Source organism: Pseudomonas sp. Marseille-Q0931 (assembly GCF_940789645.1).
In the GTDB taxonomy this organism is placed as follows: domain Bacteria; phylum Pseudomonadota; class Gammaproteobacteria; order Pseudomonadales; family Pseudomonadaceae; genus Aquipseudomonas.
The window spans coordinates 55,992-79,651 of the sequence record NZ_CALNWT010000007.1 but is presented as its reverse complement, the minus strand read 5'-3'; the positions used below and the strand labels follow the sequence as shown (position 1 = coordinate 79,651).

Annotated in this window: 15 protein-coding genes; 6 read left to right on the top strand and 9 right to left on the bottom strand. The window is 54.0% G+C overall.

Annotation, left to right across the window (positions count from 1 at the left end):
- Positions 1–5: 5 nt before the first annotated feature.
- Both P3C50_RS12925 and P3C50_RS12920 read right to left on the bottom strand, forming a co-directional pair.
- Positions 6–368 carry a hypothetical protein gene (locus tag P3C50_RS12925; RefSeq protein ID WP_275546303.1) on the bottom strand — a complete coding sequence of 121 codons (363 nt, stop codon included), beginning with the start codon at positions 366–368 and terminating at the stop codon, positions 6–8.
- Between the two features lie 307 nt (positions 369–675).
- On the bottom strand, positions 676–1,953 hold the full coding sequence (locus P3C50_RS12920) for a DUF5623 domain-containing protein (RefSeq protein ID WP_275546302.1): 1,278 nt from the start codon (positions 1,951–1,953) through the stop codon (positions 676–678).
- A gap of 555 nt (positions 1,954–2,508) precedes the next feature.
- Here P3C50_RS12920 and P3C50_RS12915 point away from each other — a divergent pair.
- Positions 2,509–4,641 (top strand): KAP family P-loop NTPase fold protein, encoded by a 2,133-nt coding sequence (locus P3C50_RS12915; protein WP_275546301.1) that lies wholly within the window; start codon positions 2,509–2,511, stop codon positions 4,639–4,641.
- 901 nt (positions 4,642–5,542) lie between these two features.
- On the opposite strand, the gene P3C50_RS12910 is transcribed toward P3C50_RS12915, so the two are convergent.
- The 4 genes from P3C50_RS12910 to P3C50_RS12895 all read right to left on the bottom strand — a co-directional run bounded on the left by P3C50_RS12910 (position 5,543) and on the right by P3C50_RS12895 (position 10,202).
- Positions 5,543–6,550: a DUF4238 domain-containing protein gene (locus P3C50_RS12910; RefSeq protein WP_275546300.1), complete on the bottom strand. Its 1,008-nt coding sequence runs from the start codon at positions 6,548–6,550 to the stop codon at positions 5,543–5,545.
- Positions 6,551–6,814: 264 nt separating this feature from the next.
- Positions 6,815–7,567, bottom strand: coding sequence for a hypothetical protein (locus P3C50_RS12905; protein WP_275546299.1), 753 nt, complete (start codon positions 7,565–7,567; stop codon positions 6,815–6,817).
- Between the two features lie 333 nt (positions 7,568–7,900).
- On the bottom strand, positions 7,901–8,617 hold the full coding sequence (locus P3C50_RS12900) for a hypothetical protein (RefSeq protein WP_275546298.1): 717 nt from the start codon (positions 8,615–8,617) through the stop codon (positions 7,901–7,903).
- Positions 8,618–8,915: 298 nt separating this feature from the next.
- The gene (locus P3C50_RS12895; RefSeq protein ID WP_169971589.1) at positions 8,916–10,202 is read right to left on the bottom strand and encodes a hypothetical protein; all 1,287 of its coding nucleotides are present in this window, start codon (positions 10,200–10,202) and stop codon (positions 8,916–8,918) included.
- A 231-nt stretch (positions 10,203–10,433) separates the two neighbouring features.
- Between P3C50_RS12895 and P3C50_RS12890 the strand changes: the two genes are divergently transcribed.
- Positions 10,434–11,234: a hypothetical protein gene (locus P3C50_RS12890; protein ID WP_169971587.1), complete on the top strand. Its 801-nt coding sequence runs from the start codon at positions 10,434–10,436 to the stop codon at positions 11,232–11,234.
- Between the two features lie 103 nt (positions 11,235–11,337).
- On the opposite strand, the gene P3C50_RS12885 is transcribed toward P3C50_RS12890, so the two are convergent.
- Positions 11,338–15,096, bottom strand: coding sequence for a hypothetical protein (locus P3C50_RS12885; protein WP_169971585.1), 3,759 nt, complete (start codon positions 15,094–15,096; stop codon positions 11,338–11,340).
- Positions 15,097–15,367: 271 nt separating this feature from the next.
- Here P3C50_RS12885 and P3C50_RS12880 point away from each other — a divergent pair, with 271 nt between their 5' ends.
- From P3C50_RS12880 to P3C50_RS12865, 4 genes are all read left to right on the top strand, one after another.
- Positions 15,368–17,098: an ATP-dependent nuclease gene (locus tag P3C50_RS12880; RefSeq protein WP_169971593.1), complete on the top strand. Its 1,731-nt coding sequence runs from the start codon at positions 15,368–15,370 to the stop codon at positions 17,096–17,098.
- Positions 17,082–18,503 (top strand): UvrD-helicase domain-containing protein, encoded by a 1,422-nt coding sequence (locus P3C50_RS12875; RefSeq protein WP_275546297.1) that lies wholly within the window; start codon positions 17,082–17,084, stop codon positions 18,501–18,503. Before P3C50_RS12880 ends, P3C50_RS12875 begins: the two co-directional genes overlap by 17 nt.
- Positions 18,504–18,825: 322 nt before the next feature.
- Positions 18,826–19,185: a hypothetical protein gene (locus P3C50_RS12870; protein ID WP_169970685.1), complete on the top strand. Its 360-nt coding sequence runs from the start codon at positions 18,826–18,828 to the stop codon at positions 19,183–19,185.
- A gap of 32 nt (positions 19,186–19,217) precedes the next feature.
- Positions 19,218–19,778, top strand: a complete 561-nt coding sequence (locus P3C50_RS12865) for a GNAT family N-acetyltransferase (protein ID WP_169970686.1) — start codon at positions 19,218–19,220, stop codon at positions 19,776–19,778.
- Positions 19,779–19,865: 87 nt separating this feature from the next.
- On the opposite strand, the gene P3C50_RS12860 is transcribed toward P3C50_RS12865, so the two are convergent.
- Complete coding sequence (locus tag P3C50_RS12860) at positions 19,866–21,581, bottom strand: TniQ family protein (protein ID WP_169970687.1); 1,716 nt, start codon at positions 21,579–21,581, stop codon at positions 19,866–19,868.
- 411 nt (positions 21,582–21,992) lie between these two features.
- On the bottom strand, positions 21,993–23,657 hold the full coding sequence (locus tag P3C50_RS12855; RefSeq protein WP_275546296.1) for a TnsD family Tn7-like transposition protein: 1,665 nt from the start codon (positions 23,655–23,657) through the stop codon (positions 21,993–21,995).
- Positions 23,658–23,660 lie beyond the last annotated feature (3 nt).

Sequence of the window (23,660 nt, the reverse complement as noted above, 5' to 3'; positions counted from 1 at the left end):
ACTAGTCAGCCCAGAACTTCTTTTCTCAGGCTGGCAGTTCGATTGACTAATGGCTCTAGCATTCGCATGACAGCCAAAAAGTCAGGGAGCGAATCATCCTTTACGAGGATGCAGTCCATGGCCGAGCCGTCGATACAGACATCAAAAATAAAGCGAATACCCGGTAGCTCTCCCTTAGCCCGCTCCATGTTCTCTCGGCGGAACAGCCTGTATACATCTGCCACATCATCGTAAACGATGAACCCCAGCTTTTTCTGCAGCAGGCCAACCTCATAATCGTCAAAGTCTGCAAGTTCCGGGAGAAGCAAGTCCTCCAGCTGTGCAGCTACCTTTACCAGCTCTCCCTTCACGACCTCATATACCGCCATTCTTTTGCTCCCTCATGCATGGACATCTGTTTGCAGAGCTCGTGCTCCGACATTTCGTTTTCAGGCAAAAAGTCATCGCTGCATTCTGCACACTTTTAACATATCTACGCGCGCTCAAAACCTGCGGCAGCAGGCATCTGAGCTAGTTCGGATGAGAACAACAACAACCTTTTTTGTAGCCCGTGCAACCTACCCCTCGTCCTCACGCTCCGAACCAGACGTGCTGATTATTACTTCTACAGCGGCTCCTATAGCACGAACAATGGCCTACCTAAACCAAGGCAGGCCATGCCGGCACGTTCAGCTTCTAACGGCTTACCTTTTTCCGAAGATCCACAGCAGCAGACTCAATCTTGGCCAGCATCTGAGCCCTGGGCTTGCAGTCCTCATAGCCTTTAAGGAGCACGTTCCGAACCGTCTCAATGGCCTTAAGCGTATCTTGAGGAGTGGTAAATCCATCAATCCCTGGTCCGTAGTAGAGCTTGGCCTCGACCTCCGCCGTGATGTCGTCGGGGTGCTCCATGAAAACCCAGTCCTCAAGGCGCGAACGCACCTTGTTCAATTTCTCGTAAACCCTGGCGGTTACGCCAGCAGCACGGACAGAACTGTTGCAGAGCTTATGCAGGATCGGCCCAACGGTTGTGTGCATCTCCAATGGCATTCCCCGTACTGGGCGCCATTGGGAACGAACCCCACGCGCCCCACCGTACGCTACCGCTCCATTTCGAAAACCACTGGATGGCAGTGTGCGCGACCTACGAGTCTTTCCTGAAGCAATGCGGGCCGGGCTGACAAATTTAGAGTCGTATTCCATTTTCTGAGGCAGGCCCATGGGATAGGCACTATCGGGAATTCCCTCAACCATGGCCTGCACCTTCTCGATTAGAGCCTGGCTGGGTGAGATCAGATATGGGACCGCGTAGCCAGGGTAGTAAAGCCCAGGCCAATTTGGCGCCACCTGATACAGTCCGTGCTCCTGCAGCCATTCTTTTCTGAACCCAGGCACAGACGAATTGTAGGGCTCATCCAACAGCAACCAATTGCCGGTTTGTGGATCCTCCCAGCCGGTCATGTGATCGGATTCTGGCACCCGCCCCAGGTTTTCCGCTGCCTCAACATTCGCCTTCCGGCACGCACCCACCAGCCCGGTTGCGTTCAGGAAGAGCAGGGTAAAGCTGGCTTGATCCAGGTACTGCATCGCACTGTTCTGGCTGACAGCATCCATACGCAATTCGAGGTGATCTGGCGCCTCAAGTTTGAATCTTCTCAGGTACGCGCCGCCGATCTTGATGCCATCAGCAAGCAATTCGGAGAGGGGGTGCTTGAGATGAACCTCGACGGTAAAACGGCCAGACGATCGAGCACTAGAATGGAGGTCATTCCAGTACACAGTGACATAGGCGGTAAAGCTCTGAACCCTAGCCTTGGCGATGGTACGCTTGGCGTGCACGAAGTTCTGGAAGCCTGCCTTGCGGGCGGCCTCATCAAGGGCTTGGTGGTGAGTGATACAAGACTCGCGCTTGATAGACTTTGCCAAGCGCTTGATGCCGTCGATAGTAGACGGAGGGGTAGCGAGGGTAACCATGAATTTCTCCCGGTCTATCTCGCAGCGTCACCCGTCTCCGCTACAACAGACCGATTAAATTCACAGTCGGTCGTTTACTAGCAAGGCAGTGCCGTTACCAGCTCTTAAAGACGGGTGTCATACGCCTGCCGGGGCGCCGTTGCATGGTAGCAGTGGTTTTGCGATGACCTCAAGCAGCAGCGCATTCGGAAAGCGTCGCCACTCATTGTCCTCGTTATGCTGCCTCATCTGCCAAGACTAAACCTGCGATGCCAGCTGAATCCATGTGGCTACTGCTCGCGCTGCCATTCGGCTCATCAAAGGTTTGGCCAGAAGCCTCCAATATGGGTTCTGGCGCATATTGCATTAGCAAATAATAAGGAACTGCACGCAGTTGACTGGCGCGTGAGCTGGCTGGTGACAGAACATCATGGTGCCCCCAAACCATGAGCACGATATGCCGCAAGTCTTACGATTGACTATCCTGGTTCTGCTGTTACTACTCTTCAGGTCTGACGCCCCTACGCGCGCCATCGAGCATGAGTCCCGCCCCTTCGCACCGGATGCACCACTGCCATGAAGAAACACCTTCCGCTCATCGACTCTGACCAGCCCCTATCCAAAACAGACGCCCTAGACCAAGACAGATTGGACCGCGGAGGCTTTGCTGGCGCAGCGGTTAAGGCCCTTCAGCGTGTGTCTTCAACGGCCGGATTTGTGCTTTCGATTGAGGGTCCGTGGGGCAGTGGGAAGACATCCGTTTTCTCCATGATGGAGCAGCTGCTCAATCAAGAATCAGGAAGGCCCCCGGTTATCGCTCACTTCAATCCATGGTTAATCGGGGATCGAGATGCACTCCTTCGCCACTTCTTGGGCGCCATCGCAGCAGCAATCAACGTCCAAGATTCTGCGGCCAAAGCCCAAAAAGCATCGGCGGCTCTGCTCAACTACGCGAAGGTCTTTGATTTCGTAAAACTAGTACCAGGAGCTGAGCCACTAGCGTCGATCTTCAAAGCCGCAATCGAGTCTGGAGGAAATGCCGTAGCCGCAATTGCTGACGAGAAGATGCTAGATATCGAAGGTCAGAAGGACCGGCTTGAAAGGGCTCTGCGAAAGCTAGATAGGAAAATCTACGTATTCATTGATGACGTCGACCGCCTGTTCCCCACCGAGGTTTTCGAGATGGTGCGGATTATCAAGGCTGTAGGCCATCTGCCCAACGTTGGCTACGTTGTGGCCTGGGATCCTGACTACGTCTGTCGCGCCCTGAAGGCAGCCACGGTCCCACACGCAGCTAGCTACCTCGACAAAATTGTCCAGGTTCGCCTTCCTCTACCCGCAATCTCAGCCCACGCACGCTTGCAGCTTCTCAACAGTGCACTGGACGAGCTACCCAAAGTAGTGACTGGGAACTACTTCAAGAACCAAGAGGAGCGGCTCCAGTCCCTATATTTCTCAGGCCTCCGCGAGCTTCTAGAGCATCCTCGTGATCTGAACCGGGTAATGAATACTTTGAGCGTTATCGAGCCCGGCCTACGTGGTGAGATTGTCTTTGCAGACCTTCTAGGGCTGGCCTGCCTGATGGTTAGAGCCCCACGCATCTATCACGCACTGCGAAAAGATCCGGCGATGTTCACGTCTCAGCAGGCATCCAGCTATTTGGGCGGAGATAAGAGCGAGCGTGAGGAAGCTCACCGGAAAAAAATGGACAAGCTGTTTGCCAAAAGCCCAAACCCTAACGCAGTCCGCAAGCTGGTTCACCATCTGTTCCCCGCATCGGCGGAAGCTAGCGGCAGATCCATGTACGATTGCTCGATCGACGTCGAGGGACACCTAGCTGCACCTACCCGCCTGAACATCGCATTGAGCATGAACGTTGGTGCTACAGATGTGAGTTTGGTGGAGGCCAGGCAGTACGTTGTGATGCCTGGCAAGCGCGCGAAACTCGAAGGAAAGCTCACTCGAGAAAACTGTTTAGGCTTCCTCGATTTAGTAGGGAGCATCGCGAAGTCAATCTCAGCTGAAGAGGTCAATGATCCTCATGAGTTATGCTCAGCGATTGCCAGAATGGTCGATAAGCAGCCCACAGCAGGCTCAGGCGAGCCAAGAAAATTTTTAGCTGTGACAGCTGACGCCTTGGCTATATCAGCCATCAACAATCTGATCCCAAATTCCAACCTTAACCCCGGCAAGGTTGCGTTCTCAATTGCATCTGACCCTGCATCTCTCTCGATCGCAGCGAACATCATCAGTCAGCGCCAGTATCGAATGAGGGATGAACCTCCCCTCGTCTGCACTCCCGAGGATCAAATGGGCGCGACAGAGGCTTTTGCTAGAAATGCTATCGATGCGGCAACCGATGGGGCGCTTTGGTCCAAATGCGATCCCTCCCGCATTCTGTGGACCGTGATGCAGGCAGCTCCAAGCACACTGGCCAAGAAGATGTTCAGAGCACTTAAACAGGAGGACCCATCCCTGGATAAATTCGCACTCCACTTCTTGAAGCATGCATACAGCTCAAACGGCGGGCAAAGCTACTGCTTGCCCAAGGATGAAGCGATCAAAAACCTCGTAGAACCCGAGGTCCTGGTCGCTCACGCTAAAGAACGTCTGCAAGATAAGTCTATTAAGAACCCGCTCCGAGCAGCTTGGAGATCCGTTGCGGAGGGTAAGCAGCTTTACGGCGATGGATCAGAGTCGAATTTCTAAGGGGTGTCTAGCAAGCCGGTATGAATGGGTCGGGGTATACCGCCAAAGACGTTGCCATCCGCAGAGATCGATCCGGTTTTGCTGAGCTGCGCATTCGAAGATGGATAGTCGCAGCCAGATCTTGCGGCACTGCTATATGCACCATGGTGCTTGCCTCGCTCGTGCAGTAGAGGCAGAACCTACTGCCGGGTGGACTCAATAGGCAGCAGGCAGAACACTCGACAGCACTACCTCCCCACTCATGCGCTGCTCGAAGTGTCTGGCCAACAATCAGGTCTTCGCGTCGCTGTCGGGCGCTGCGCTCATCTGATACAGAAATCCCCGCTGCACGCTGTTCCTCTGCAGCCAATAGCTGGGACTTCCGATGCTCTGTTAGTGCTGCAGCATGCTCGGCAGCCTGCGCTTCGAGTTCAGCTCGACGGGGCTCCTCTAACGCCTGCAGGCGCGCGCGCTCCAATTCCCATTGCGCGTTATAAGTCAGTACCTCCTCGGCCAGCTCATCCTGGGCGCGCTGAATCAGGAGCTCCCCGCGAAGTGAGCGTATCCACGACCTCGGCTGGAGTCATGAAGTACCGCTTACTCGAAGGCTGCAGCATCATTGATTTGCTCCAGGCTCAGCCCGCTCAGATCGACCTCAATCGATGAGATTTCATGCTCAGCGCTTGAGTATTCGTATTGGTTCCGACATCAATTCGCATGCCTAACCGACACTGATTCGCACGCAAAACCGACACAAAACGGTTCTTCAAAACCGACAGCCATTCGCACACCCCGACACCTATTCGCACCACGCCGACAGTTCGCGTTGCCGACGCCCGGAGATAGCCAGTCACTGACTCGCAGTTCCAAATGGCCTCTCGCCGACGGCCGCTACGGCCAGCAGCAGCCGACGACCAGTGCTCTAATTAAACCCTTTCCCTTCTCGTTGCTTTTGAGCCTTCTGAGCGCGTAGTCCAATGAGACTTTGGAAGGGACGGATAGCACTCTCACTGTTACCAACAATATGCACCATAGCTTGGGATGCCAGCTTGGTGTTGAGCTCCACTACCGTGGCCTCATCAATCGTATTTCTGCCGGATATGAATCGCTCAGAGTTGCAGATGATGTAGGCGATTCTTGGCGATATCGGGTAGTAGAGGTCAGCATGCTCAGGCGTAATGAAGGCTGTCTCTGAAACGCATGGGTGAACATTAACGATGGGGTGGTCGGAGGTGATGAAAGGCACCGAGGTGTCGTTTATCAGCAACGCATGCTTATCCTCATGACGGCTGAGATACAGGCTTTGCCCGAAACTCATTCCGAACATGTAACTCATGAACCACCACGCATGGGTTACAGCATCAGCCACGCCGATTTCCATAGCGTTCATGCGAACAAGGCTTCGAATTACCACATCTCGAAAAGGCTTTGTGCGACAAAACTGATGGCCAAAAAAATCCATGAATTCAATCATGTGCTGCTTGTTCTGTAGAACCTCAAGCTGTTCATCGGCCAAGGCTTCTAAAACGGGCTGTACAGCTTGCTCATGGGATGCGTGGAGATTCTCCAATAGGTTGCATTTCAGCGCATGGAGATGCTGTTCGACCTCTTGGTTGCGGACGCCTGACCTCCGGTAGATTGCTTCTGCCTGCTGCAGCTTCAGAAAATCGCCTAGGTATGACATGTGCTGTTGTTGGAGTGATTCGGGGCTCAAGCGGGAGAACCCCTTAATCACATCCACCTGCTCTTTGGTGAGCGTTGTGACATTGTAGAGATAGTCTTCCGCGGCGATCGCACGCACGCTGTCATGGGCAATTTTGCCAGTTTTCGTAGTGTAGAAGACGTTCCTAGTCCCGCTGCCCCAGCGAGTCAGGTATTTTGCCCAGACGTAGTGATGCCGCTTTTTGGCTTCAAGGTATTTACGTGCCATAGGAGCTCGCCTGGAATTGGGTTCTGCCCAAAGCTGTCAACCTATAATGCCACTGTCAATTTGGAACGACTTGGGCTGGTTGAGTCGTCCCGAATTTTGTAGGCAGTTTTGATGGACTGTATTTGGCCGATTGCAGTCGGTCACGACAGGCAGCTATCGGCCAAAAGCCGCCCTTCGTAGTAGCCGAAAATCCGCGAAAAGAGAACGGTCTCACAGTCAGTGGAAACCGTCTTAGGACTTGGTAGTCTCTGCGAAACTTAGGTTCTATTTACTTCCAGGATCCGAAATCAAAGCGCAGTAGATTTCGTTCTTGCTGAAAATGAAAACGTGGGAAAAATTGCCCAGCGATAGCTCAAAATCACGAAGTACTGCTTCGTAATCTGATTTTTTATCAATCTGAGGCGGTTGTAATCCAAAATGAAACTGGCGAAATCGATCCTCGTCAGTGTAAACAAGTAAAGCGGTTTTTTCTGGATAAGCAATTTTTGCTTTTTTCTTCAGAATTATTTTTAGCTGTTCAATTTTTCTATCATGCTTCTCCTGGGCTGTCTCCCTGACCGTAATTGCAACGCCGGGATTTCTCGAAAGTTCTTTAAGCTGGTCAGCATCTTCTTTGCCCTGAAGCGTAGTGACTTCGAGATAACATATATCCGACTGATTTGATCCCTCTCCCGTGTATTTAACTGTTGCATCGTGATGTTGATTACCGTCGATCCATTGGATGACGACATTTTTTGGAGATGTGAAGTACAGATTCGCGAAGTGAGCGATGGGGTACAGCTCATCGTGTACGTCTCGCAGCAGACCTATCCTCTGAGGGTGTTGCGGCTGCGCTGGCGTGTCCCAAGTGAGCATATCGAACAGCGCCTGAATTGCGGCCGCATGATTATAGTACCCATCAGCCGTCGTAGGCTGTCCCGCGGCTTTTTCGATAGTCAATCTGTCCTCATTCCAATCAAGCGACAAAGGCTCGTGGACCGTTACTAACAATGGTTGTGGATCGCTCGGTTCTTTCATGTAGCTCTTAACTCCCTGTTTGATTGATTGCGTACCCATTTCGGAACAGCTGTGACGTCGCGCTAGCATGATTATGCAGGTGCCCCTAGGTAGACGTTACAGTGGCACACTGAACTGCCACGTGCTAGCCGAGGCGGTTGCCTGTGTATGGATCCGATGCTGACCCCACCCTTTGATCTCACAGGGTAGGCATCTGCCTAGTCTGAGAAGGCGCGATGGGGCGAACGCCACCTGCAACGAAAGACTGCTGTCGACCCAAAGCGGTCATCTCCTGATGTTGGTATTCGGCCACCCGTCTGAGCGGGTCGACCGAAATGAGATGGTCGGACGGTTTTACCAATCTGTGAAATTTAGATTGGCGGTAGAAACAGACTTTATTTCCCACGCTATCGCTTGAAAGTCCACAGTGCCGCCAGCTGTTTGACGCGGATGTATGCCATGTGATTGACAAACAAACGACTCGGGAATGGTAAAGCCAGCAGAGGACAAACTCCTAATTGGCTCAGAGAAACAATTCCGATGAATCATGTTTGTATGATTAGGTTTCAGTCTCTTCTCGTTACCGGATGAGCCTATCCCGCTATTAATTTTACCCGACGCTGTAAAAGGCATGCCAGACAAGAGCTTTAATACTTGCCGATGTGATCCAGCAAGCACGAAAATACAAATAGTGTCGGGATCTCCTCGTTTAATCGCTGAGAGTCGCAAAAAATCCTGAAAGATTTTTGATGGAGTGCAATGCGATGATCCTGCCCACTTCGCTTCTACGGCAATTTGCGCATCTCGTTTTGGTAGTCCCCTCCCTGAAAGAACCAGTGCAAAGTCGAGCTCTCTCTTGCGGCCGGATTGAGCACCGGGATTCAAGAGTTCGTGAGGAAAATCTGCATGAACGCGCTCGCCTTTGACCAGGATCGGGAATGAGCTGAGAACCTGGCCCACTGCGGCCTTCAACGAGCTTTCGGAAAATAATCCAGCTCTATAACAGCAAAACTCCATGTGAAGCCAACTACCGATGGCCTCAGAAAGACGCCGGGCTATATGCATCTGCATGATGTAATTAATCCGTGAGTGTTGACAATTGGTTAACGGGCGGTCTCAGTCCAAGTAGAATTATTTATTTTATTACCGGACAATCCCTATCGAAAAACGGCTACCAAAGTTCCATCCTAATCCCGAGCAGTGAAACTAGGAAGCCATCATTACAAAGCACATATTCAGTCGAGGATCACCTCGAACGGGATGAGCCAGATTTATTAACGGAAGACTGACTGCTTTTGGCCGGTTGCTGCCTGTCGCCACCGGCAGCAGTCGGCCAGAAGCGCACATGCACACTATGTTGGCGTTTATGTCAGGGCACCTCTAACTCTCCAAACCACTTCACGTTTTCGCGAGTGACGATAGGTGGGGTTTGCTCCGGTAACTGGCCGTATATTTCCGCGACCCCCTGCCTTAGCTGCCTAAGAAAGGATCGGCAATGCACTTCATCGAGCTCTATGAAGACCGTGGAGGTCAGTGCTACCGGGTCGATTTCCTCGTCACGCTCTTTTGCATGCATGAACGAGTTGCGCAGCTCTCGCACACGATCTAGCGCGTCGTAAGCAGGGTGGCCGGCCGTCAATGGTACGAATACCTTCGCGGCGCTTTGCGCAATTGAGGCAGCTGCTGAATTTATCTTTTGTAGTGGCTGACGCTTGTCGCGGTGGTCTGGATGAGCACCTGTTTGTTCGTACACCAGCTTGTTTGCTATCGCCTCAATGCAGGCGGCAACTGCGACTACGCAATAGACGCCATGGAGGAACGCACCATCCACGTCTTTTCTGGCGGCTGCAGCCTTGAGATCGTCAAATTCACGTAGCGCCTTTTCGTAATGCAATAACGCAAACGACAACTCGATGCGAGGTGTTCGATTGTTGTCGTGGGTGAGGCGACCGTAATGCGTTAGCGTTGGCGCGACATAGTTGAAGGGTTTTTCCTGCGGAGCGAGGGCATGGTGGTGCATGGTCGCCGCTGCCAGTATTTTTTCGTTCTCCACGAATATTGCATCAAGCAGCCCTGGCAAATTTGAGAGGTCGCGTAGCTCGCGAGGTCCATTGATGTACTCGTGGTGAAAGGTGTTCACCAGATCTGCCAATGGATTGAAGTCTACATGTGGCGAACTAGGGCGGCTGTGTTTGTCGACAGTTATCAGCTCGCCGAAAGTGCGTTGGTATCTGTTGCTGCGGTCGACGAATATGTAATGCGTGCCGAGCGCTGCGAATGGATGCATTCCGATCATGAACGGGTCGTTGAAGTACATCATCCATTGGGCGCGAGGATTTGCGATACCTTCGACATGCACTTGGGCGCCGGGTGACATTCCAGCATCCATGCCGCCGCCCATAAACGCTGTAAGCATGCGCCGGCAGCCCTCATCTGCGCGGATGTTCTGCATCATCCGACCATTTGCGAAAACGGCGAACTCAGAAATTTCAGCACAGTGTGCCTCGACCCGTACCATATCGACTGCAAGAAACGGATAGGTGTCGATCAGCACCCAAACATCTTGGAAACGCTGCAATACATGTTCGATCAGCAGCCAATTGGGTGCGTCGGTGCTGGGCAAGACTTCGCCATTGAGTCCGTGGTATCGCTGCATCGCCCGTCCTTAACAATTAGCTGACGCTATAAGCTTAGTCACAGGAGGGCTGATCGATCAGCAGAGCGGCCCGCCTGCCCCTTAGTGGTGACCACGTAAATCGCAGGAACCCTTTGTTCGATACCCTGATCGCTAGGTACCTGAAGACTGTATGACTTTCCAATCTCCAGGTACCGCTTGGGCTGAATGGCTTCGGTAGCCTAAGTGCAACCTCAGAAGATGGAGTTTCAAATGAACACTACCGAAGTGAACCTACCAGCCAAGGCCTGCAATGACATTCTTCTCGCTAGGAAGCAGTACAACCGGGAGCGAGGCATCCTGCCCAGCCATAACATCGTCATCGAGCGTCTGCTCCTACGTGAGCTAGAGCTGCGCTCTGCATACACTGACCTCTACAAGAAGCTGCATATGCATCCGAGGGCGTTAGATAGCTTCTTCGGCGCCCTCCTTGATTCGGTTGCATTCTGGGGACCGGAACGAATCGTAAAAGCTCGGACGGAGCGCGATGAGCTTGTCAGGATCAATGAACAAATTGCTGAAATGGGCGAAGGTCTAGCCATCCTGCTCAGACGTCGCGAGGAGCTGCACAACAAGTCTGGTTTTCGTAGCAACACCAGCTACCACATTGGTGATCTGATCAAGGAAGCTGGCCAACATAACGGTCACTTCACACTGTATTTGGAAGATGAGCTGGAGACGCTGCAAGCACGTTACGACCTCAAGTATTGGCCGTCACTGGATGCTTGTGTTGACGCCATCGCGGATGATGCATACGAGGCTGAGATTGAAGCCTCTGACCCGCTAACCGAGGCAGCAACCGTCGCTGCGCGGTCTTCACTTTCTGATTTCTTCAAGGCATGGTTCGTGGCGATTGATGAGCATCGACAGGCGGTGAACGGCTGGATCCCTGATAGTTTCCGCCCCTCAGACAACAGCCTCGCCTCTCTCGCAAGTTGCGCGCTGGGCCTCGAAGATGATGACCTTCTCAGCAGCTCGTATGTGAAGCGTTTGCGGCAACGACTCCGAGCCTGAAGCTGTATTGCTACCACCACCTACGATGCCCACCGTCAACCAGAGCACCCAACTGCTGCTGCGATAAGTCACCTTGTTCAGTACAGGGACCGGACCGGTCAGACTAATGCTTCATTTTACCTTGCTCAGCCGTGAGGTCCGCGTAGTCAGCACTGCGAGTCCAACCATCCGAGATATTCATCAACATCTCAGAGGTGCGTGGGAAATTTGCCGCGGTCACATCTGCCCAAGCTTTGTAGCGAGCAGCTAAAACGTGCTCTTGCGCCCCTCCCTCGTTGACGCCTTTGGTGAAGCCGCCTCGCTTGTTGAAGCACTCAATAGTGAACCCTCGCTCGATATGCTTGGCTGCGACTGCCTCAATTACCTGACAGACCGCTGCAGGCGGCCAGAACAATCCGTCGGCCTCCTGCGGCGCATATGCGAGAACAAAGCCAATTCGCTGATCGCTGATGTCTTCAAGACCTTTCTCAGCGGCGAGGGTTCGAGTCCTCGTGACCCATTCCATAAGCACTTGAGCATCAATATTTCCATCTTGCAGGCCCGGCACAGTCTTGAATGCAGACAGCAAATCATATGAGATTCTTGCCCGCGCCTTCATCTCATCACTGATGACGTCATCCGAAGGGGCGTTCTTACCCTTGAAAACATGCGAGAGCACGTCGACAAACATTTCTGGGTCGGACGCCAAAAGGCCAAAGATAGTCAGTGGTTCACGCTCGTGGCGCAGCATAGGCAGGTAGGCGTATTCCAACTGCGCGACCTTAGAATTGGGTACGTCGCTACGCGTACGAAGCTCTTTCAACGTTTGAGAGATGTAATACGAAAGCATGTTGCCAGAGCGATGTATGCCCTCTCCAACTTGACAGATGCCTTTGGCAAGCAAATCCAGAAGCAGAACCGATGACACGTCTTTGAGACGGGTGTGCAACAAACCCAAGACATCGAAGTCCCGTCCCACGCTGCAGAATTGGTCGACGGCGAATAGGAGCTCTTCAAGCGGAGCATGGATTGGAAGGAAACTCACATGGCGCCAATACTGGTCGCGGATCTCGCTAGATAGACTTTCTACATAAGCCCATGTCGAATGAGTAGCAGGCCAACCGAGCAGAAGCTTCGCTTTGGCGGTGTCTCCCGCCACTTGTCCGAGCACGCGCTCCTGGAAGATGTCTTTCCACTGGTCACCGAACTGGGCGTACCCACCAGCCGACACATAAAACGAAAGACTTGGTGGTGCAGCAGGGTCAAGCGCACCTTGCATCAGCTCTAGCATCTGATTGAGCGTAAGGGTGAGTCGACCTAACTCCTGGCCGAGTAGCTCTGGAACCTTGATCATTCCCGCGAGTTTTAGGACGCCCCGTATCCCATCGCGATCAAGTACCCGCTGAAGTATTTCCCTGCGCAGCTCAGAGGGATCGCTAGAGTCTTCAGCCTCAGCCGTGTATTTACCGATATACGGTGTCCAATCATCAAAAGCATGGCGATCAGACACAAGCGGGTCTGAAGGGCGATGGCGTTCAACTATCGCCTTCACTACCGCCAATTCGTCACTGGTCAATGCCCAGTCTGAATCACCAAAGTACTCGTTGCGAGTCATCTCCTCCTGGAGCACATGCCATATCGTACAGCCCTCAGATGTTTGGTTAGCACTGAGGTAGTTATCGACACGTGTAAGTACCTTGTCACGATTTAGAGGCTGAAACTGCCCCAACGCTTCGACAAAAATGCACAGGCGTTCTTCATCATCGCCAGCAGCCACAAGCGCTCGATCAACGACGGCGTTCTCAAAGTCCCACACTAACCCGAAAGTTATCTCTTCAAGTTTCTCTGGCGCGAAGTCCCGTAGCTTAGGCCGCTGCGTCGGCGAACTGGAATCGTGATGACGTGGAAGGAGCTTCTTGAGCAGCTGCCAACCTACATCGGGGCACTCTCTTGATATAACGTCGAGGCATGCGATGCGCTGAGGCTGCAGCGCATGGGTATTAGGCGACCACCCCAAAAGAATGTCGCGCAAGCTGTTAATAGGTCGATTGTAGTGATTCGAATCTGGCTCCGGATCCAGCTGACCGAGCTTAGCAAGCACAACCACAGTGCGATTGAGATATCGGGGATCCCAGGCAATTGACTCTAGCGCCCAGAGGAGATTCACATGCGGACTGGACGGACCAAATAGGTGGTCGGTATCAGTCTGGAAGATCTGCTCAACCTGCTCAGGGCAGCCCTCGAGCATAGACTCGAGGGCCCGCAAAAAAGGGTTGGGAGCTGCCTCAGCGAAAAGCGCTGCTTGATCACCAAGGCACAGTATCGATCTATGCGACTTACCCCAATCCGGGAGGGCCTTGATTACATCATCGACGTACTGCTGCGGCGTTTTGCCTTTGACGTTCAGGTCTGCGAATTCATGCATAGACGCAATGATGAGGAGCGTTAAGGCAAGCCCATCACGTAACCAGCTACTGTAATCGGCTGATGCGGTTTTGGCCTGGTTAAATATTTGAGTTCGAGATGGTTGCTCTGGCTGTTTACTGAATACTTTGAGAATTGCATCACGCAGCCTTGAGAGATCAACTTCGGTCAGTTGACTGGCATAGAAGTAGAAAGCATCAACCGGAGCCCTCACTTGCCAGACGTCCGCTTCCCTATCAATCGGGCGGTCAGGCAAGGTGAGCGTTTGAATAAGCACACTCTCCAGCGCTGCATAAGAGGCATAGCCACCCAATTCCTGCAGAACGGCGCAATCGGTCTCAAGGTTGCTAGACCATCCTCCGGCAAGGAAGGCAGGCTTCAATCTGGAAGCATCCTGCATCCATACTGGAGCAGTTGCAGGCGCATTGTTAATCAATCGTTTCAAGATGGTCAGGCTACGTCCGCAACGATGAGCGAGCTCGTAGCCTTCGCCATGGTCAAGCCCCATCTCCAGGAACCCATCCACCATTCCTGAAGCGGTCGGGCGTTTAAGCATGGGCCCTCGCTTAGCTAGAGGTCCGGTCGCCGCCGACAGGGTTGGGCATGTTTTTCCTAAAGCACCGACTAGGCTCTCTGCTTCTCCCGTCGCGATGAATACAAGACCGGAGTGCAACTGGAAAAACCTAGCAGCTGCCTGAGTTCGAATGATCAACGTTCTGGATTCAAGAGACTCACGAATAGCTGGCTCTGCAAGACGAATCGCAGCCACAGCAAAAGCAATAACTTCCTCGGACGTTTCCGCCCCAAGCATGAAGGATTGAGGCTGACCGAGCAGTTTCGTGATCAGTTCACTGGCCTCACTCTGCCTGTCAGCTATGACGAGCTTCTCTGTGAGTGACGGCCTAAACTGAGTACTGAATTCCTCCCAGTACTCATCAGTGCTCAACGCGCCGTCTAAGGGAGCCGTCTGGAGTACATTGCGGGCATAGCGAGCAGCAATAGCTGGATGCTCTTCAAGCCAGTGGACAAGCATAGAGCCATCAACGTACCTAACGTCTTTCCATTTACCCTCGTTGCGACGCTCATCCTCCCATTCTGGGATTTTCTTTCTTGGGGTGTCCCAGCTCCCTAGGTTCACCAGAACCAGCGTGTTCTCCTTCATCTCAGCGTCGGGCGTCTGGTCGGTTCGTTTCTGGTAGTCCGAGGTCGCCTTCGCCGCGCCAGGCCCTGTGCCAAACTCCCATTTAGACTTACCCCCAGGAACGAATCCCTTGGCCTCAGTCGTCTCCAGGTCGCCATCCCAGCCTCGTAACTGGCTAGCCTCACCGCTCGGGAAGCGAAAACGTGTAGCGTCATCAATTGTCATGCGGATGAGGTCAGCCAACATGGCCATCACCATCTCACGTGCGTTCAAGCGACGTGCCCAACCCTCAAGGGCTTGTTTATCAATCCATTGCATGGCTGTTCCTTGTATTCTCGGTTCGCGTCCGCATCACATCAAAATAGACGCACATGTAACTCAGCGTTAGCGCCGTAGTAGCGCCTCGCCATTGAGCCAATCCTGCCTTGAGGCCAGGAATTCGGCAAACATCAAAGAATCCACTGAGCGGCTGTATCGGTCACGCCACCTTGCGCCAATCGCCTAATCCAATAGACCATCCGGTAGGTGGATGTTTTGCACAGCGCATTGGATACTCAAGCCATACAAGGACGACGATGAGGTGGCGACCATGGTTCGAGTTAGGCACTTGAAGATTCAGAACTTCAGAGCCATCAAAGCTATGGAGTGGACTCCCTCTGGTGGCATCAATTGCCTCATCGGCCCCGGCGACAGCGGAAAATCCAGCATTCTTGAAGCCATCGATCTCTGCCTTGGCGCCAGGCGCAGTGCCCGCTTCACCGACACCGACTTTCACCTGCTGAACGTTGCCCAGCCCATCCTGATCACCGTCACCGTCGGGGCCTTGCCCGATGACCTGTTGAACCTCGATACCTACGGCGAGTTTCTACGCGGGTTTGATGCGAAAACAGGGCTCCTAGAAGACGAGCCGCGTGCCGATATCGAAACAGTCCTGAGCGTGCAACTGCAGGTGGAGGCCGATCTGGAGCCAGTCTGGTCCCTCTTCTCCGAAAGGGCTGTCGCTCAAGGGCTAGAGCGCGGACTGGCCTGGAAGCACCGCGCACTGTTGGCACCGGCACGTCTTGGCCACTACGCCAGTACACATCTGTCCTGGAATCGAAGCTCTGTGCTAAACCGCCTAACAGAGGAACGCCCCGACCTGGGGGCCGAGCTAGCGCGCGCCGCCAGAGATGCCCGCAATGGGTTTGGCGACCAGGCGAGCGGGCAGCTCGCGCAGACCCTTCAAACGGTGACGCAGACTTCGGCCAGCTTGGGAGTCACTATCGGACAGGCTCAGGCGCTGCTCGATGCGCATGCGGTCTCAATCAGTGACGGCGCTATCGCACTGCATGACCAGGCAGGTGTGCCGCTACATGCCTTGGGGACTGGCTCAGCGCGGCTACTTACGGCCGGCCTGCAGCGAGCGGCCGCGCAAGCGTCGTCTATCGCGCTGGTCGATGAGGTGGAATACGGCCTAGAGCCACATCGCCTCAAGCGGCTGCTGGACTCGCTAGGCGCCAAGGAAGCCGTGGCGCCTCTACAAGTTTTCCTAACGACCCACTCGCCGGTAGCCCTGCGAGAACTCAGCAGCAACCAGCTTTTCATCGTTCGCAGACAGCCGGATTTACACGAGGTACGCACTCCAGGACAGGAGAATCACGTGCAGGGCACCTTGCGTGCGGATCCCGAGGCGTTTCTGGCCAAGTCCTTGCTGGTCTGTGAAGGCCCTAGCGAGATTGGGCTGGCCAGGGGGTTGGATCAATATTGGACCGACCTCAACCACCCCTCTTTTTTTGCTCTGGGGGGCTCCTACGTCAACGCCGGTGGCAGCACGCCTGACCTGTGCTTGCAACGTGGCCTAGTCCTGCGACGCCTGGGCTACCGCGTGATGGTATTCATTGATGCCGACAAACCACACACACAAGCATTATTAGACGAGGTCGTCAGGGAAGGGATCAGCGTGCTGACTTGGCGTCCACGCCGGGCTCTAGAGGACGAGCTTTTCCTCAGTCTTCCAGACCAGGCGATTGATGCGCTCCTCACCTTCGCCGAGGACGAGAAGGGGACTGAGACAGTGGCGGAGCATGTGCGCTCCAAATCCAACGGTACGCTCACGCTAGACGCGATTCGTGAGTTTCGTGCTCAAGGTGTGCCATACGCACCGCCGACACGCGAGATTCTGGGCCAAGCGGCTCGCACTAAGAATGGCTGGTTCAAGAACGTCACAGCCTTTCAGCACGTTGGGCGTCACATTGTTGGTCCAAACGCTCAGCAGAGCGATCCAGATTTCTACGCTCTGCTGAAAGTGCTATGGGGGTGGACTCGTGCCGCCGGAGATTGACCTCCTCGTCGTGAACCGCGGATCGGTCACAGCACCGGCGGGATGCGGCAAAACTCAGCAGATTGCGGAGGCCTTGGGCGCTCACAGAGGGAGCAAACCCATACTGGTGCTCACCCACACCAATGCCGGCGTTGCTGCATTGCGGGCGCGCTTGGCCCAAGCCTCAGTTCCCAACTCGGCCTATCGTGTGGCGACGATCGACGGCTTCGCGATGCGCCTGGTGGCCAAATTCCCGCAACGCAGTGGCTTGCCAGCCGCAGTACTCGATCTGGCCAATCCAGCCCAGGATTATCCAGCCATTCGCACAGCCGCAGCGCGCCTTCTGCAGGCAGGTCACATCACGCAGTCCCTTCAAGCGAGCTACGCTCGACTGCTGGTCGACGAGTATCAGGACTGCAACGTTCCGCAGCACAGCATGATTACCTGGGCGGCTCAGGTGCTGCCCACCTGTGTGCTGGGTGATCCGATGCAAGCCATCTTTGGCTTCAGGGGCAACGCCCTAGTGAATTGGCAAACCGATGTGGAAGCGTACTTCCCTTCGGCTGGTGCGCTCCAGACACCATGGCGCTGGCAGCGCGCCGGCACGCCTGCCCTAGGGCAGTGGCTGCTGGGCGTCCGTGCACAACTCCAGGCCGGGCAATCAGTGGACTTGCAAACGGCGCCTCCCGAGGTGCAGTGGGTTCACCTGCAGGCAGCAACGGCGGATGCCCAACGTCGTCAGGCGGCTATGGTCCGCAGCAATGGAGGCCAAGATAGCGTGCTCGTCATCGGGGACTCCAGGCGACCCGCAAGCCGCAACAACTTCGCCAGTCAAACGCCAGGCACCACCGTTGTTGAACGCGTGGATCTCCCTGAGCTCACCCAATTCGCCAGAACATTCGACCCGACGGCCGCTGACCCACTAACCGTTCTTGTTGAATTCGCCGCAAGTGTCATGACGGGGGTGGGTCCCGCCCAGTTGCTTAATCGCGTACGCGTTCTGCGTTTCGGCCGACCACAAGTCCCGCCGTCGCCCATAGAAGCTGCTGCGGTGGCCTTCGCGAATTCTCCTAGCATGCTCGAGGCACAGCGGTTCCTGATCACCCTCAGCCGTGAACCCCAGACACGTGTCTACCGACCGGAACTGCTCAACGCCTGCCAAGCCGCGCTACAAACGTCTCAAGGCAGCCCTGCAGGCCTGTATGCCGCCGCGCTGCAGATCCGCGAGAGACAGCGTCATACGGGTCGGACTCAGTCTCGTCGGCGCGTGGGCAGCACGCTCCTGCTCAAGGGGCTAGAAGCCGACGTGGCAGTGATTCTGGAGCCAGAGGAGATGACAGCCCAGCATCTGTACGTGGCAATGACGCGAGGCGCCCGGCAACTGATCGTGTGCTCCCCCACCAACATACTGACCCCGGCCCGCTGACTTGATAATGCAGCCCCGATTGTTGCTCTGGAAGCCGGCGTACGCAGAGGTCAGCGATCATCAGACCGAACCGTCGTTGGAAGCGGGGTACTAAAGCGACCAGGAAATGCTGCCGCTGCAATCCGACCTGGCTAGAAAACGATCAATTATCTATGTCGAGATAATCTCAGATAATTCCCAAACCCCTGGCAGGCCTGAGTCCAGAACACTTGCCCAATGGCGCGAGTCAGAGCGCCCGCAGACAACAGGGTCGAGGCTGGCTGCCACTCAATTAAGCGTCTTGACCTTTAGCTCGCCATATCAATTCGTCTAGGAAGACCTCATGACATTTCGCGCTGAATCCTTCTTTGATCTGACCCACACCTGCCCTACGAAGCACGCTCATTCTGATCATTCCGCTGATCTAGATTCGCGTACCTGGACCTGCCGCACGTGCCAGCAATCGGTCTATATCGAGATGGCCGATAAAGACGGCAACCATTTCATTGTTGAACGAGTGCCAGCCCGAGAAATCCGTGCCGGTGACTTTATCGTCTACCGGGAACGCGCCGGTATTACTGCTGGCGAGGTCACTGGTTCGAATGCGTACCATGGTAAGGGCCGACTCTGGTACTTGGCCGTTGCGCAATTCGGCCACGACAAGATTTCCCCCGAACAATACATCAGCCGTATTCCTACATGACCCCGTCAAATCATCCAGTGCAAGAACCAGCCATGCTCCTGTTTGAGCCCATTCGCGACTTCTTCCAGCGCCGTCAGGTAGCTCGCTTCGAGGCGCAGGCGATCGGCCTCCAACTAGTAGCCCAGAAAAGCGAATCCTTACGCGGCAACTTTGTGTTCCCCGGGCCGAGTATCTCTGCCTCAGTCGAACTGGCCGGCCAGCGCGTCGGAGTGATCAATTATGGCGTGAGCCCGCTGCAGGATCGGGTCTACATCAGTGAATTTCATATTGTCCCCGATCATCAGCGCCGCGGCCTCGGAATGGCCACATTGTGGCGGCTCTCACAGCAGTACCAGGTACCACTGTCGCCCATGCACGAAGTCGGCACATCCACGGGATTTTGGGAGAAAGCGCGCAGGCGATTCGCCAGTGCCGGCGCCGAAATGACCGAGGACATTCGCACTGGCCGCCAAGAAAGCGAGCAACAGCGCTGGCAGCACCTCATCCCAGAGCCAGAACACGAGCGGCTAATCCGCGAAGTAATGGCCTCCCCAGAGTGGCCGGCCATCAAGGCGCGTATGGATACAGAGTATGGTCCATTTCCCAAAGCGTAGGAGGATGTCGGTGGAATAGTCGTATCGATGAAGGCTAACGCCTTAAGCGCCCGTGTTATTACCACATGCTACTTGTGGACATCTAATCTAGGTAAGCAGGTGCCACTTGGAGATCGACGAGCTTTCTTCCAAAAAATCACCGGAAGGTTTTTTTCGATAGTACGCCGCCCCCCCAAGAACCACATTGAAACCAGGAGGTCCCTGCCAATCTCGTGATACGCCGGTCGACTTAAGTAGGGCCTCTGGATCAACACCGTTTCTTACAAAGCTATCCAAATCCCACTCGAAAAAGCTAACAAGGGCTTGAAAAACTGGATTGGGTACACTGGAAACCACATTGAGACTTCCAGTATTCATCGGGAGATTTAACCTTACGATATCGGCAAGTGCACAAATAAGCCGCCGCAACCGAAAGTGCCAGACAGACTCCAAGAGGAGCTCAGCCTGCTGAGACGCCGAGGGAAATCTACGCTTACGCGTTGTCGGATCTGGTGGCAAACGGACGGGAAGCAGTTTTTGCAGATTGCTGAAATTTACTCGCTTTTGCCCTTTGGAAATCCGGTACAGATCCTCAGCACCTGACAACAGGATGGCAGCAAACGCACTATCTCTTGGATCGCTAACATCCTCGAGCTCAGCAGATTCTTGCTTTGGCGTGCTGAGCCTAGCCATCAACCAGGGGTTGTCATTCTCATTCAGCCATCGAGTAGCTTGATAGGCATTCTTCCAGAGATACTCCAAGCCCACGTCCCCTCGTACAGCCAGGATCGTGTCAATTTTATGACGATACTGCGCCTTCCTACCAACCTTTGGCTTTTCCGCCTTTGAACGTAACTTCGCACCTGCAGAGCTCTGAAGAATAAGCTCCTTGTTCATAGCATCCTCAAATTCATCAGCGCTACCGAATAAATGCAGCGTAATGATTAAATGTCGTGCGAGAGGCATATCCATCTGGCTGTTGCGAGAAGTGAACCTTATCCATTGATCATGTTTTCCTGCCTCATAGGCCGCGTCCATTTGCGACAAGGCTTCATCACCGTATTTATCTCGGATGCTACCGAATAATTTTGCGGTACCAGCAAATTTTCCGTGGATATAGCCTCGCTTTCTGCATTGCCGCAAATAGGTAGCGCATAACGCTTCGCTACTCATCAACGGTAAATTTCGCTGCAGAAGTTCATGTGCGAACTCTGCAAAATTCTTTTCAAGTGAAGTCCCATCATTCACTGTCGCCGGGGCGAGAGCGCTCCAACCGCATACGCATGGCTCAGTTAGGTTAGGAAGTAACCGCAGCTTTCGAAAGAATGGATGGGAGCATCTGGGACACGCAGACATTAGCAGGTCACCATGACGCCAACAGACGGACACACCGGGCAAGTGGTGCGATCGATGCCAATAGGCGTAACCCAGACCTATCAGATCCTGCTGCACACAGGTGAGGCACAGCTTAGCCTTACCGTGGACCGCCCCCTCCCGACGGGGAACACGGGCAACCCCAGAGACGCTCAGGCCGGCAGTAGTACTCTCAACTCCTTGGCTTCTCCCTAGAAAGGGTCTGTACGCGGGAAACGTGGTGTTGGTACAGATCAGTTCTTCGAGATTGCTTTCTGTGTCACCGGGCAGCTTCTCAGCAAGCACTTCGATCCGTTTCGGTAGCATACCTACGTTAAAAGGATCCGAGCCAAACAAATCACGGAAGGTTTCAGCCGCAGTTCTGTTACCTGAAAGAACGTGGTAGCGCGTGATACGAGAATGCAGCATCTCGTCGGGCATCGACATAGGGAAAAAAAGCAGATCAGACATCTATAATGGGCTTGTGAGGTAGGGCTTGGAGTTATACGTATCCTGCGAGGCGGGGCATTTTAAACACAAAAGCTCCGGTGATAGGTAAAAGTTATTTCAAAGTTCCTACCATGACAAACATTCGCCATTAATTTGACAATCTATTATCGGATATTGCATACCTCATGCATCCAAAATTAGGTTTACATCAGAAATCTCATGGCCTACAGCACAGTAAACGTTTCATAACGGCTCACACACTCTCAAAGAATATATCCATAGAAAAGCGTGACCCGGCATATTACTATAAGAGTCAGGACTTATTCGCGGCGGCCTAACATGCAACATGTGACAAGGCTTCTATTCCCGAACGCCGTCTACGACTGACTAATTCAACCTTGCTTGCCTCGACACGTTCTGAAGCCAGAATCACTACGGCCTTATACAAGCAATTCGATACAACGCTGATCGGGTCACGCTTCGCTGCTCATTTTCCAGCTTAGCCTCGGCCCACTGCAGACGCCGAACGTGAAATTCCTCAATAGACTCACACGTCAGCTCCAGAGCTCTAGCACACAGGGGTAACTTGGAAAGCTGCTTCTCGAAACGAAAAAGGACATGCAGCTCTCGCCCTATCCTAGCCCGCGAGATCAAGACAGGCTTTCCCGAACCTGCTCGAAGGCGCTGCGCACAGCACCTGATCTGTTCAGCAAGTTTCGCGTCGAGAATCGCGAATGTATCGACGTTATCAGCGCGCCTTGTATGAGCGCCGCCATGTTTGGCGATATAGCCTGAGAGCCAGGGTCGATCACAACGATACAGCCACATGTAATCTTTGCATTGGTGAGCTTGCAGGCCTCCATACTCAACCTTGAAGGTTGCTCGGCGCCTGAGGCGCTCACGTTGAAATCTTGCTTGTCTCCAAGCCTGCGAGCCGCCGTTGATGGCACGGATGGTTCGATAAACACACACTCGGGAGACCCCAAGAGCCAAGGCGATCTGCTGAGCCTCGCACCCAGCAATAGCTAGTTTCCAAACCATAGCAGTCAAGCCTTCCAACCCCTTTAACAAGGACTCAGAAAGCTTCGCGTTTGGATAGCCGACACCAGTTAGCGATGATCGCTTAACAGCTGGCGTCGATGGCTTGTCATTACACTGCAGATGAGCCAAATCAACCCCCAGGGCGGCGGCCAGCACAATGTATTTGAGAGGATGATGCGTATGCCTTGGCTTCCGTAGCAGCTTGGTGACCCAAGTCGCGGGCAGATCTGCGGGTGACTCTCCGAGAATCGAGTATTCCCAAGCTGCAGGCAGAGCGTTGAAAATGCCGACCATATGTGCGGCCAAACGGCATAGATCTAGCCGGTGCGATGTACCACGGGTAAGGCCTAGCTCAGCGGCTCTTTGGACAAGGCAAGAGCGCACTGCAGTGGGTGAAAGAGGTTTGAGGTCTAGCGTAAGCAATTGCATTGATCGGAGCGCGATCTGATGCAGCAGTGGAGAAGCCTCCAGACCAACAGTGACCTGATTTGAATGAGCTTGTACTTCGGCATCGTCAGGCAGGTGGAGCTGCCATGAATCACGGCTATACCAGCTCGGATCCACTATGCTGAGCGAGTCACCGTGGTGGGGGCATACCAACACGCCAGGAAGCTGGTGAACGCGGTGCCAGTATGCTGCGCCAACCCGAACGACATCCTCATTGAGGCAGGCCGGACAAAACCGTACCCTCGAAGCTCCTTCGATCCGACTAGCATTGACTCCTAGCTTCAGCATTAGCCACTTGCCGTCCCCGGCCATTGAAGTGCGGGCATGCTGCATCTGATCATCGGTGAGAAAGGGCGCGTAATAGGGCAGGACGGTATGGCGCGTGATGATTTTGGATACCGAGAGATCCGTACCTGGGGGGAGCGACCCGACTAAATCATGCAACCTACAGGGAAACGCTACATTTTGTGTGTACGAGATTGCAGCCCTATCACCAGCGAAAGCGGCGTTGCGGCTATGCCCGCCATAAAGCCGGGCATAGCGAGATAGGACACTGTGAAGCGTCTCGTCGGGGAACGCTGCAGGGAAGAAATGGAATTTCAGCTCCATTAC